12 protein-coding genes are annotated in these 12,605 nt (G+C 53.5%); 10 read left to right on the top strand and 2 right to left on the bottom strand.

What is annotated here, in order from left to right:
* Positions 1-77: 77 nt before the first annotated feature.
* The 6 genes from qrcA (at position 78) to murA (ending at position 6,997) form a co-directional block, all read left to right on the top strand.
* Positions 78-764, top strand: a complete 687-nt coding sequence (gene qrcA / locus DFT_RS13930) for a menaquinone reductase multiheme cytochrome c subunit QrcA (protein WP_054031772.1) — start codon at positions 78-80, stop codon at positions 762-764.
* 88 nt (positions 765-852) lie between these two features.
* Entirely contained in the window at positions 853-3,075 is a 2,223-nt protein-coding gene (gene qrcB, locus DFT_RS13925; RefSeq protein WP_054031771.1) for a menaquinone reductase molybdopterin-binding-like subunit QrcB, read from the top strand.
* A 97-nt stretch (positions 3,076-3,172) separates the two neighbouring features.
* Positions 3,173-4,015 (top strand): menaquinone reductase iron-sulfur cluster-binding subunit QrcC, encoded by an 843-nt coding sequence (gene qrcC / locus DFT_RS13920; RefSeq protein ID WP_054031770.1) that lies wholly within the window; start codon positions 3,173-3,175, stop codon positions 4,013-4,015.
* 111 nt (positions 4,016-4,126) lie between these two features.
* Positions 4,127-5,401: a menaquinone reductase integral membrane subunit QrcD gene (qrcD, locus tag DFT_RS13915; RefSeq protein ID WP_054031769.1), complete on the top strand. Its 1,275-nt coding sequence runs from the start codon at positions 4,127-4,129 to the stop codon at positions 5,399-5,401.
* Positions 5,402-5,426: 25 nt separating this feature from the next.
* Positions 5,427-5,585: a hypothetical protein gene (locus DFT_RS26520; RefSeq protein WP_200907058.1), complete on the top strand. Its 159-nt coding sequence runs from the start codon at positions 5,427-5,429 to the stop codon at positions 5,583-5,585.
* Between the two features lie 158 nt (positions 5,586-5,743).
* A complete protein-coding gene (gene murA / locus DFT_RS13910; protein ID WP_054031768.1) occupies positions 5,744-6,997 on the top strand; it encodes a UDP-N-acetylglucosamine 1-carboxyvinyltransferase in 1,254 nt (417 codons plus the stop codon).
* 34 nt (positions 6,998-7,031) lie between these two features.
* On the opposite strand, the gene DFT_RS13905 is transcribed toward murA, so the two are convergent.
* The gene (locus tag DFT_RS13905) at positions 7,032-7,493 is read right to left on the bottom strand and encodes a hypothetical protein (RefSeq protein WP_152971991.1); all 462 of its coding nucleotides are present in this window, start codon (positions 7,491-7,493) and stop codon (positions 7,032-7,034) included.
* 334 nt (positions 7,494-7,827) lie between these two features.
* On the opposite strand from DFT_RS13905, the gene eno reads away from it, so the two are divergent.
* The 4 genes from eno (at position 7,828) to DFT_RS26265 (ending at position 12,294) form a co-directional block, all read left to right on the top strand.
* Entirely contained in the window at positions 7,828-9,108 is a 1,281-nt protein-coding gene (gene eno / locus DFT_RS13900) for a phosphopyruvate hydratase (RefSeq protein WP_054031766.1), read from the top strand.
* A 64-nt stretch (positions 9,109-9,172) separates the two neighbouring features.
* Positions 9,173-10,042: a hypothetical protein gene (locus DFT_RS13895; RefSeq protein WP_054031765.1), complete on the top strand. Its 870-nt coding sequence runs from the start codon at positions 9,173-9,175 to the stop codon at positions 10,040-10,042.
* A gap of 151 nt (positions 10,043-10,193) precedes the next feature.
* Positions 10,194-11,846: a CTP synthase gene (gene pyrG / locus DFT_RS13890; protein ID WP_054031764.1), complete on the top strand. Its 1,653-nt coding sequence runs from the start codon at positions 10,194-10,196 to the stop codon at positions 11,844-11,846.
* A 286-nt stretch (positions 11,847-12,132) separates the two neighbouring features.
* Positions 12,133-12,294, top strand: coding sequence for a hypothetical protein (locus DFT_RS26265; RefSeq protein ID WP_161807163.1), 162 nt, complete (start codon positions 12,133-12,135; stop codon positions 12,292-12,294).
* A 66-nt stretch (positions 12,295-12,360) separates the two neighbouring features.
* Here DFT_RS26265 and DFT_RS13885 read toward each other — a convergent pair whose 3' ends face one another.
* Positions 12,361-12,591 (bottom strand): KH domain-containing protein, encoded by a 231-nt coding sequence (locus DFT_RS13885; RefSeq protein ID WP_054031763.1) that lies wholly within the window; start codon positions 12,589-12,591, stop codon positions 12,361-12,363.
* Between the last annotated feature and the right edge of the window lie 14 nt (positions 12,592-12,605).

The raw sequence follows: 12,605 nt of genomic DNA, 5'->3' as shown, positions 1-12,605 counted from the left end.
CCGAAAATGTGGCTGGCGATGTGGTAAGCGATTTTAACAGATCGAACCGGATCCCATAACAACATGACGGAGTGTCCATGAGCAGCAACGAGAAGCACCAAACAGACGGCAGGACAGGTGACGCCCACGCCTCCTCACCGAGTGACCCCCGAAGTGGCCCCTACATTCTCCTATTTTTCATTCTCGGCCTGGCATTGAGTATGGTTGTCGGTTGGTCGATATTCCCGAAGCTGCTGTACAGCCAAAAAAGCCAACCCATCGATTTCAACCACAAGCTTCATCTGGAACAGGTCGACAACGGTTGCCAAAGCTGTCACTTTTTCCGGGAAGACGGCTCTTTCTCAGGATCCCCCCGCCTGGCGCAGTGTACCGATTGCCACGCGGAGTTGCTCGGAGAGAGCGAGAATGAAAAGATTTTCGTCGAGCATTACGTCGCCACGGACAGAGAGGTGCCGTGGCTGGTCTATTCCCGTCAGCCCGACTGTGTCTTTTTCTCCCATTCGGCACATGTGTTCGGCGCTAAAATGGATTGCGAAACGTGCCACGGTCCTATCGGCAAATCCGAAAGTTTAAAGCCCTACGAAGAGAATCGCATCACCGGACTGAGCCGGGATATCTGGGGACGCAACATCGCCGGTTTTAAACAGAATACGTGGGATCGGATGAAGATGGATGACTGCGCGCAATGCCATGCCCAGCATGATACCCTTCACGATTCCAGCGTGCAAACCGGCCGGGACGCGTGCTTCGTTTGCCACAAATGATCGCAGGACACGGAAATGCAACCGCAGGATCGGCGTCGATGCACATCAACACGAAACACCAATGGGCGAGATAGGCTGAGGTAAATTTATGAAACTGTCCAGACGATGCTTTTTGGCCTTTTCCATCGGAGGCGCCGCGGGAACGGCTCTTTCGCCATTACCTTGGAAACTGACCGACGATCTTTCCATCTGGTCCCAAAACTGGCCATGGACGCCGGTCCCCCCGGACGGCGAATATGCTTACATCAATACCACCTGCACCCTGTGCCCCGGGCATTGCGGCATTCGCGTTCGAAAGGTCGACGAGCGGGCCGTGAAAATCGAAGGTCAGGAGTCGAGCGGCATGAATCCCGGCGGCATATGTCTGCTGGGGTTATCCGGTTTGCAGCTGCTGTATGGTCCCACTCGGATCCAGGCGCCTTTGAAACGCGTGGGCGAACGGGGGGAAAACCGCTGGCAAACAATATCCTGGGAGGAAGCCATCGAAGAGGTCGCCGGCCGACTGAATGACCTGCGCAGCAAAGGTCAGCCCCAGGCCGTGGCCGCCCTAGCATCTGAAGACACGGGTACGGTTCCGCAATTGATGAAACGATTGCTGACCGCCGTCGGGTCGCCCAACTTCTATCGCATGCCCTCCATGGAGGATAGCCAGGCAGCAGTCCTGGCCCTGACCCAGGGAGAGGAAGGATTCGTGGGGATGGATGTGGAGCAGGCGGATTTTGTCCTCAGCTTCGGCAGCGCCCTTCTAGAAGGATATGGCGCCTCTCCGAGGATGATGCAGGCCGTCAATCGGCTCAGGGCGGATGGTGGAAAATTGGCCCAGATCGATTCGAGGCTCTCGAATACGGCCGCCAAGTCGGATATCTGGCTCGCCCCCAAACCCGGGACCGAGGCGGATGTGGCGCTTTCCATCGCACACGTGCTCATCACAAGAAATCGATACGACCACGGATTCGTCTCCCAGTGGGCCGAGGGATTCGAGGCGTTTTCCGCCATGGTCGCCGAAAAATACGCGCCCGAGAAAATCGCGGATCGCACCGGGCTTGCCACAGACCAAATCATCAGTACTGCGATCGCCTTTGCAGATGCCAAGCATCCATTGGCGGTGTACGGTAAAGGCAAGGGGCAGCAACCCGGAAGTCTCAAAGAGGCATTGGCGGTAAACGCACTCAATGCGCTGGCAGGCAGTATCAATCGTCCGGGCGGGATTCAAGCCATGGCGGGTTACGATTATATTCAATGGCCCGCACTGCAGCCGGATGACGTTGCCGCCGCCGGATTGCAAACCCCACGGCTGGACCAGAAGGGCGATGTCGTCTATCCCAATCCCGGCTATAAAGTGCACCGCATGATCGAGGCCGTCGGTGCCGGCAGCGCCGATCTGCAGGCACTGCTGGTCGCCGAATCCAATCCATGTTACAGTCTGCCGGGTGCCGACAAGGTGCGGACGGCATTTTCCAAGATTCCTTTTGTCGTCAGTTTTTCATCCTTTATGGATGAAACCGCCATGCAATCCGACCTCATTTTGCCCAACCCTATCTATTTGGAAAGATATGAGGACGTTCCAGTCAAGGCCGGTACTACCCGGCGCAGGGTCGGATTGTGTCGCCCCGTCGTTGCCCCGCTCCACAACACCCAGCATGTCGGTGACACGATTATCCAGATCGCCCATGCGATGGAAGGATCCGTGGCAGCTGCTTTCCCATGGACCGACTATGCGACCTGCCTGAAGGAGACCCTGTCCGATGCTTGGGAAACCCTGTTGGAAAAGGGCCACTGGGAAGTGCCGGAAACCACTCATGCCGCTGGTGCTGATGGGTTTAAAACGGCATCCGGTAAGTTTGTTTTGATGAACGAAACCATCGGCGCCATTTACCTGGCGGATGCGCCGCTTCCGGCCGGGGACGAAAGTGAGTATCCACTGCAGCTCGTTGCGTACGATACCATCCGGCTGAGCAGCCAATATGTCGGCAGTTCCCCCTTCATGCTGAAAATCCTTTCAGACACGACACTTAAAGGGCAGGCCGGCTTCGTGGAGTTGAATCCTGAAACCGCCGCAAAGTTGAACCTGAAAGAAGGAGCGTCGGCCACGATCACGACACCGGCGGGCAGTGCCGACGTTCGTGTTCACCTGGACGAGGGCATTCGACCGGGCATCGTGGCCATGGCCCGTGGACTGGGGCATACCGCCTATGATGGTTTTCTGGCCGGCAAGGGCGTTAATGTCAACCAACTGATCGCTCCGGTGGAGGATCCGGCGTCCGGTCTGGATGCGGCTTGGGGCAGCTGGGCTAAACTTGCAAAAGGGTAGTGGCCTTTCGCCGGATGGCCGGCGGCACCCCGGATCGGACGACAATGGATCCTGACGACTTATCAAAACAGGCTCAAACTGCTTAAACGAGGTTCTGATGAAACAGACGCAGACGCAGACACAACATCGGCCCAAACGATACGGCATGGCGATTGACGTAGACAAATGCACGGGATGCGGCTCCTGTATGGTGGCTTGTTTTTCCGAGAACAATGTGCCGTTCAAGCAGGATGAAACCGACAAACTGCTGAGCATCACTTGGCTGCGGGTATACAAGATTTCCAACAACGAAAAGTTTCCGAATACGGAAGTGGCCTTCATCCCGCGACCGTGCCAACACTGTGCGGGGCAGCACGAGGGGCACTCCCCCTGTGTTTCGGTATGCCCCGCCACGGCGACTGATTACAGCGTCGAAACCGGTATTGTCAGCCAGATTTATACGCGTTGTTTCGGATGCCGTTACTGCATGGCCGCCTGTCCTTATCATGCCCGTTATTTCAACTGGTGGGACCCGGTCTGGCCGGCCGGTATGGAAAAATCCCTCAGTCCGAATGTGTCGCCTCGAATGCGCGGCGTGGTGGAAAAATGCAGCTTCTGCTTTCATCGATACCAGCAAGCAAGGGACAAGGCCTATGCGGAAGGCCGGCGTGAGATCCGTGAAGAGGAATATCAGACCGCCTGTACCCAGGCCTGTCCGGCAGGCGCCATCGTGTTTGGCGATTTAAACAATCCCGAACATCTGGTGCATCAAATCGTCAAGCCCGATATAGAGCACCATTATCGCTCCCATAATCCTCGTGCGTTCCGGTTGTTGGAACGTCTGGGCACCAATACCAAGGTATACTATTTGTCGAGTCGGGACTGGGTACGCAAGTCCGGGGACAACTATCTGCCTGGCGAACCCGTCGGTTTGCAAGGCAAGGCCGACACGCACGGTTGATGGGGAAGATACATCTTGAGTACCCCCATGCCGTTGCGACAGAACGAGCAGCGACAGGGGTGGAATCGATAGATCGATTTGAATAGCAAGGAGAACAAGGAGCGCAACCTTATGGATTCTGCATTGATACCCGAGGGCGTCAAACGGTGTTCCCTATGGAAATTCCTGCTGGGCTTGGCTGTAGTGGGCGCCGTTCTACTATGGGGCGTCTATGCCATGCTGCTATGCTGGATCAAAGGGCTGAATCAAACCAACATGAACGATTATTATGGGTTTGCCTTGTGGATATGGGCCGACCTGGCGGTTATCGCCTTGGGCGGTGGCGCCTTTTTCTCTGGATTGCTCCGGTATGTCATCGGCAAAGATGAGCTGAAAAATATCATCAACTACGCCGTCTTGATCGGGTTTATCTGCTATAGCTCGGCGCTGCTGATTCTGGCCATCGATGTCGGACAACCCCTGCGCAGCTGGTTTATCTTCTGGCATGCCAACGTGCATTCCATGCTGACCGAAGTGGCTTTCTGCCTCTCGTGTTATTTCGCTGTCCTGACCATTGAGTACATTCCTCTGGTTCTGGAAAACCGACAGATCGACAAGGTGCCTTTTTTCCACAACCTGGGCCACAACATGCATTCGATCATGGCCGTATTTGCCGCCACCGGCGCATTTCTCTCCTTCTTCCACCAGGGTTCCCTGGGGGGCGTGGCAGGCGTGCTGTTCGGAAGGCCTTTTTCCTATCGTGAACATATCTTGATCTGGCCGTTCACCTTTTTCCTTTTCACCTGGTCGGCGGCCGCTTTTGGACCGTCGTTCACCCTCTTCATTACCTGGTTGACCGAAAAAATCACTCGAAAAAAACTGGTCAAAGATAATGTGGTTTTTCTTTTGGCCAAGATTTCAGGATGGATGATATTTACCTATATCATCGCCAAAACTGCCGATACCCTCTACTGGATGTACAGCACCGCGCCATCGAAAGGGCTTCAGTGGGAATTCTTTTTCCAGAACAATGCATTGTATGGAAAATGGATCTTGTTCACCGAAATCGTCCTGTGCGGTTGGCTCCCCGGCTTGCTGTTGATTTACAAGCCGACTCGGGAAAGTGGGTTCTGGCGTGTGCTCGCTACGGTTCTGGCCATCATCGGTGTATCGCTCAACCGCTGGGTCATGGTGCTGCAAACCATGGCCGTGCCGGTCATGACCTTCGATAGCTGGGCGCTGTATATCCCCAGTTGGCAGGAGGTGGCGACAACCATCCTGCCAGTTGCATATGGCGTCATCCTGATCATGATTTCCTACCGTTACTTGCCGATTTTTCCCCAGGAAAAGGAGCTCAATCCGGTAACGGTACCCGACACCGTCGAAGAGGCGGCCACCGCATCCTAAGATTGGAACTGTAAGGAGGCTTTAAATGTTCCCTTTTAATTTCGAATGGGTATGGGACATGGGGCACATGGTTTTTCACGGTGGCCTGTGGTATGCGCTGTCGGTGATCGGTCTCGGCATGACGTACTGCGTCATCAAGGCCGTAGTGGACACCGCCCAGGGTAAGGGAGGGCATCACCATTAAGGTATCCTTCGTATCTCTCTCTTGATCGGTAATCATTGAGATCCCTTAAGAGCGTTTCTCAGGCAATGGGAAACGCTCTTTTTTCTTGTTCGCTCGGACGACCATGATAGAGTATCACATCTTTTTGCCTGGATTCATGTGAGAGGAAAATAGAGAGCATGGATAAGATTCTTGTACGAGGGGGGCGGCCTTTAAGGGGAACCGTGCAGATCAGTGGCGCAAAGAATGCCGCCCTGCCGATATTGATCTCGTCCCTTTTGTGCGATGGGCCGAATTCGTTTTCAAACGTGCCTGTATTGAAAGACATTCAAAGCACATTGGATCTGCTCGTCCATCTGGGCGTACGTTGCCAAAGGGAGGGTCATACCGTTTCCGTGGATGCCGGCGGTCTGAACTGCCATGAAGCGCCCTATGATCTGGTTCGCAAAATGCGGGCCTCCATTCTGGTGCTTGGCCCGCTCCTGGCCCGAATGAAAAAGGCGCGTGTGTCGTTGCCCGGCGGATGCGCCATAGGTGCGCGGCCGATCAACTTGCATCTGCGGGGGCTGGGTTTGATGGGGGCCAGAATCGACCTCACGCACGGTTACGTGGAGGCCGCCTGCGACCAGTTGAAAGGCGCCGAGATCTACTTCGATGTCGTCACCGTGACAGGAACCGAGAACCTGATGATGGCCGCTGCATTGGCCCAAGGCACCACGATTCTTCGAAACGCCGCCTGCGAGCCTGAAGTCTCGGCCCTGGCCGATGTAATCAATCAGATGGGGGGCGATGTAAGGGGAGCCGGCACCCCCGAGATCGTTATCCATGGCGTGGATACATTGCGGCCGGTCACCGCGCGCATCATTCCCGATCGCATCGAGACAGGCACCTTTATGACCGCCGCAGCATTGACCGGGGGCGATGTGACCATCCAAGGCGCCGAACCGGAGCACAACGAGGCGATCATCCACAAATTAAGGCTGGCCGGTGCGCGTATCGATGTGCAGGGGGCGGTCCTTCACGTTCAGGGCGGACCGGCGATCAACAGCGTGGATATCAAGACATTGCCCTATCCGGGGTTTCCCACCGATATGCAGGCCCAGTTCATGACCCTGATGACGGTGGCCAAAGGATCGTGCCTGATATCGGAAACCATTTTCGAAAACCGCTTCATTCATGTCAGCGAGCTTCGGCGCATGGGAGCGGACATCACTGTTTCAGGCAATTCAGCCCTGGTCAAGGGCGTCAAGCGACTTTCCGGCGCGCCGGTGATGGCCAGCGATTTGAGGGCCAGTGCCTGCCTGGTTCTGGCGGGTTTGATTGCGGATAATACGACCGAGGTCAACCGGGTTTACCATTTGGATCGCGGTTATGAAGCGATGGAAGAAAAGTTCCAGTCGCTGGGGGCCGCCATCAAGCGCGTCAAGGCCTGATGCTGCCTTCGGGGATAAGACAGGCGTGTCGACCCTATTTGTTTGAAAGGTCTTTTTTCAACTTTTTTTCGATGTCGGCGAATAGCTCTTTTTTCTTTTTAGCCTGTTGTTCTTTAATTGAGGCGACCTTCTCGGCGAGTTTGTCGCGTTCCGACTGGAATTTTTTCAGTGCGTTGTCCAACTGGCTGACTTCCGTTTCTCTGGGCAGTTCTTCCAGTTTGGGGTGGTCGGCAACCACCCATCGGTCGCCGAACGGCCCCGAAACCGGCTCGACAATACCGGCTTCCTGCAAACGACGGCTGATAAGGCCGGCCTGTTCATTCGAAAATCGGATCAGCGTGCAGATTTGATTCATGTCCGGCGGCGCCCCGTTTTGATGCTCCAGGATACGAATGGCCGCAACGAATAGATGACCTTCCGAGTATAGGCTCTTTTCTCCCATCAGTACATCGGCCCCCCTTATTATTTCTGCTGTTGAGGCAGCTGCATAATTCATACTAACTGCCTTAAAAAGCAGGCCATCTTCTTGACAAGGCCTGGCGGTCAGAGTAACATGCGCCGTTAAATTGTCAAGTCGTTATTGCGTGTTGCACCATTCGCAGGAACCGCCTTCAGGCGTAAATGATCAGAACAGTTTGATGTCCATCAACACCTTGGTTTAGGTTTTTCGGATAATTTCGAGGAGATTCACCATATTTATTTTAACGGCCGGCTTCCTTGAACGATGTGGTCCAGCGGCTGTGGACATTTTAGGTGAAGAACGATGAAAGCGCTTAAAATGCCACGACGTTATTGGTCCGGGAAGTGAATAGCCAAGACGGGGGGATGCGATGACTGAAATCATTGAAGTAAAAGGCAGGGAGATATTGGACTCTCGGGGAAATCCAACCGTGGAGGTGGATGTTACCCTGGCGTGTGGGGCCACCGGTCGTGCGGCTGTGCCATCGGGTGCTTCTACCGGAACGCGCGAAGCATTGGAACTGCGAAACACGCGTGCCAAGCGCTTTGGCGGCAAGGGGGTGGCCAATGCCGTGAAAAACGTCAATACCACCATTGCCACGGCGGTCCTGGGTTTGGATGCAGCGGATCAGATGACCCTCGATCTAACCATGATTGCCCTGGATGGTACCGAAAACAAATCCAAGCTCGGTGCCAATGCCATCCTGGGCGTCTCCATGGCCGCGACGCGCGCTGCTGCCCAGGCCATCGGTCTGCCTTTGTATCGCTACATCGGTGGCATCAACGCGAGGACGCTGCCGGTGCCCATGATGAATGTGATCAATGGCGGCGCACATGCCGCCAACAACCTCGACATCCAGGAGTTCATGATCGTGCCCTTCGGGGCCAAATCAATTTCCCAAGCCGTGCAAATGGGGGCCGAAACATTCCATGCCTTGAAAAAGATCCTGAGCAAAAAAGGGTTGAGTACATCCGTGGGGGATGAAGGGGGGTTCGCACCGAATCTGAGTTCCAATGAAGAGGCGTTGGCTTATATTATCGATGCCATTCAGGCCGCAGGGTACAAACCGGGTAAAGAGATCGGGCTGGCATTGGATGCCGCGGCCAGTGAATTTTATCAAAAAGGCCAATATGTGTTGAAGTCGGAAAACCGCTCGCTCAATTCGGAAGAGATGATTGCCTACTATACGGATTTGATTGAAAAGTACCCGATTCTTTCCATCGAAGACGGATTGGCCGAACAGGATTGGAAGAGCTGGGAGTTGATGACCGAGCATATGGATGAAGTGATCCAGTTGGTCGGCGATGACGTGTTCGTCACCAATCCCAAGATATTGGCCAAGGGAATCGAAGACGGCGTGGCCAACTCGATCTTGATCAAACTCAATCAGATCGGTACGGTCACCGAAACCTTGCAGGCCATCGAAATGGCCAAGGAGGCCGGCTACACGACGGTCATTTCCCATCGCTCCGGCGAGACCGAAGATACCTTTATCGCGGACTTGGCCGTGGCGGTCAACGCCGGCCAGATCAAGACCGGCTCGATGTCGCGCACCGACCGCGTTGCAAAGTACAATCAGCTGATCCGCATCGAAGAGGAACTCGGGGTTGCCGCGCGGTATGCCCAGGATATTTTTATTGCGGATGAATAGAGGGAAAATCGCTGGAATGCTCGTTTGCAGAATGTGGGTAAACGATGCAAGAGGAATCAAGGGAATGCCAGATCGGATCTCACGATCTTGTTCGAAACAGTTTTGCTTGTTGATCGCGGCAGCAGCACTCAGCGTGCTGCTGTCCGCGTTTTCGGTGCACAGCCATGTTTTGGAGGGTCCACACGTATTGGAGTTGATGACACGGAATTTGGCGGGCGCTAAAACATTGCGTGTCGATCAGCAGGTGACCCTGATAGATAGTGCAACCCCCGAACAAGAATTGGTGATCAGGGAAACCTTAAGCTATTTTTTTCCAGATCGATTTCGTTCGGACACCCGTAACGCTCAAATCGAACGTATTTTTGTTCAATCCGGCAGAGAGACAATCACGATCGTGGACGGATATCGGACCGATGATCCTGAAAGCCGGTTCGACAGGTACAAAGATCTTCTTCTCTATCGGTCCCGCTACGCGCTTCACAAAATGTTGCTTTCATCGAATGTGGATACGGGGACAACCAGCCTTGGTATTTTCGAAGGCCGCGTGGTGTATGTCATCGGTGCCGACTATCCGGACGAAAGTGTATCTCAGGTATGGGTGGACAAGGAAAGTCTCCTGCCAGTGAGATGGATCAACGTCTCAAGTGACGAACCCGATGAACGCATAGAATTTTTATATCGCGATTGGCAGAAGAAAGATAATCTCTGGTATCCCGCCCGTGTCGAGACGCAACATCAGGGGCGGCTGATTCGACGCATCGACGCCATAGGGTTGGCGGTGGATGCCGATTTGCATGGTGACCTTTTTGATATTGCCCAATTGATGCGGAATTACCCTTCTGAGGAGTCAGTTGCCACACCTGCCGTACCGGAGAGCGGTGTGGATGAAGTGCAGCGGGCCATCGAACAGTTTCAGCAAAAATTCGAGAATTAGGACTTTTTGGACCGCAAGACCGAAAGCCAACCTCTCCGATGTCTTCGTGATCCATCCGCACTGTCAAATCCTGCTTTCACATCCGGGGTGTTTATGTTAAAAAACAAGAAACCCGGACGAAAGGTTCCACAAGGAGGGCAAGGCATAGCACATGAGTGAAAAAGGTGCCAAATTCATATTCGTGACAGGTGGTGTTCTCTCTTCTCTTGGCAAGGGATTGGCGTCGGCCGCGATCGGGGCACTTTTAGAAAGTCGGGGGCTGACCGTCACCTTGCAAAAGCTCGATCCGTACATCAATGTCGATCCGGGCACCATGAATCCCTTCCAACATGGAGAGGTTTTCGTCACCGATGACGGAGCGGAGACGGATCTCGATCTCGGTCACTATGAGCGCTTCACCCATGCTCGCCTGGGCCACAACAATAATTTTACCACTGGAAAAATATACGATCAGGTGATCAGCAAAGAGCGTCGGGGAGAATATCTGGGCGGCACTGTACAGGTCATTCCTCATATTACCGACGAGATCAAAAGCAGTATCCGCCTGGTATCAAAAGGTGTAGATATCGTGATCGTCGAGATCGGTGGTACCATCGGTGATATCGAGAGTCTGCCGTTTCTCGAGGCGATTCGGCAATTTCGGGCGGACGAGGGCAAGGAAAATGTGCTCTACATTCATTTGACCCTGGTTCCATTCATCGCCACCGCCGGCGAGGTTAAAACCAAACCCACGCAACACAGCGTCAAAGAACTGCGCAGCATCGGTATACAACCCGATATCCTGCTGTGCCGTGCCGACCGATATCTCTCGAACGATATCAAATCGAAAATCGCCCTCTTTTGCAATGTCAGCACCGACGCCGTTATTACTGCCAAGGATGTCAGTTGTATCTACGAGGTGCCGCTGGTCTACCATAAGGAGGGTCTGGACAATAAAATCGTCGAACTGCTGAACATCTGGACCCGTACGCCACGCCTCGAGAATTGGGAACAGCTGTGTTATCGGCTGACCCATCCCGAACACCAGGTGGCCATCGCCATCGTCGGAAAATATGTGGATCTCACCGAGTCCTATAAAAGTCTCAACGAAGCCCTGGTACACGGTGGGTTGCCGCATAAATGCCAGGTGAATCTGCTCTTTGTGGATTCCGAAACCATTACCCCCGAGAATTGCGCCCAGAAATTGTCCAGCGCAGACGGGATTCTTGTTCCGGGTGGATTCGGGTCGCGCGGGATAGAGGGAAAGATCTGCGCCGCACAGTTTGCGCGCGAACATCAGGTCCCCTATTTTGGCATCTGCCTGGGTATGCAGATCGCGGTAGTTGAATTTGCCCGCCATGTCGCCGGAATGGAGAAGGCCCACAGTTCGGAAATCGACCAGGACACTCCTTTTCCTGTGATCTATCTAATGACAGAGTGGTTTGATGAACAGACGCAGACCGTGCAGAAGCGGGATATGAATTCCGACAAAGGCGGCACCATGCGTTTGGGCGCCTATCCATGTAAATTGGCACCTGACACCATGGCCCATGCGGCATATGGTCAGGATGAAATTTCCGAGCGTCACAGGCACCGATACGAATTCAACAATGCATATAAATCCAGATTGCAGGAAAATGGGTTGGTGATCAGTGGAACCTCACCCCAAGGGGATCTGGTCGAGATCGTTGAATTGGAATCGCATCCCTGGTACCTGGGCTGTCAGTTTCATCCAGAATTCAAATCGCGTCCCATGGACCCACACCCACTTTTCAGGGAATTTATCAAAGCCGCATTGACAGCCTCGGGAAAAGATAAAATCTAGCTTTGCCCATCTCACCGTAAATGTCCATCCCACCGTGCTGCTTCGCTTCGATGCATGCGAAGTGGCCGTGACTCTTAATGTGTCGATGTTGTCGTCCTGCCAAATTCTTGTCATGGACTTGGGCGTCAATATTTTCTGGCCAAAATTTAAGTGGCTGAATAAATACAAAAATATATGCGCCTTCAATGGCAGGAAAATTGCTTTTAAACGATCTTAGTTTGTCATCAATCACATTCCTCAGAAGCACATTCCTTCTGGTGAGTTAATACTAAAGGAGTTCAATACAATGAAAGAGAAGATCAATACCCGTCATTTTTTTCGAATTGAAAAGGATAGGTTGGATGAGCTGATCGCCAGGACTCCCACAGACGAGATGGGGCTTTTGGACGTGATTTTCGTCGAAGAGATTTTAAACCGAAAGAAACATGACCATTACCATGGCTCTTAGGACCAACAGTTAGAAGGCGGGCGGGCCTGGATCGCCCGCCCAAGCAACCTTTAGCGGTAGGGTATTCTACTCGATGATTTCAAGCACGGTCCGTTTTTTGACTTTGGATGAAACGGCACTTAGGATGGTTCGCATCGCTTGAGCGGTTCTCCCTTGCTTTCCAATCACCTTGCCGAGATCTTCTTTGGCCACCTTCAATTCCAATACGGTTGTTTGATTTCCTTCTACCTCGCTAACGCTGACTGCATCAGGATGATCCACCAATGACTGCGCAATAAAACTAATCAGCTCCTTCATATCACCTCTCCTTT

Origin of the sequence: Desulfatitalea tepidiphila (genome assembly GCF_001293685.1) — a bacterium.
Classification (GTDB): Bacteria; Desulfobacterota; Desulfobacteria; order Desulfobacterales; family Desulfosarcinaceae; genus Desulfatitalea; species Desulfatitalea tepidiphila.
The sequence above is the reverse complement of the archived record's forward strand: the minus strand, read 5'-3'. Positions and strand labels throughout refer to the sequence as shown.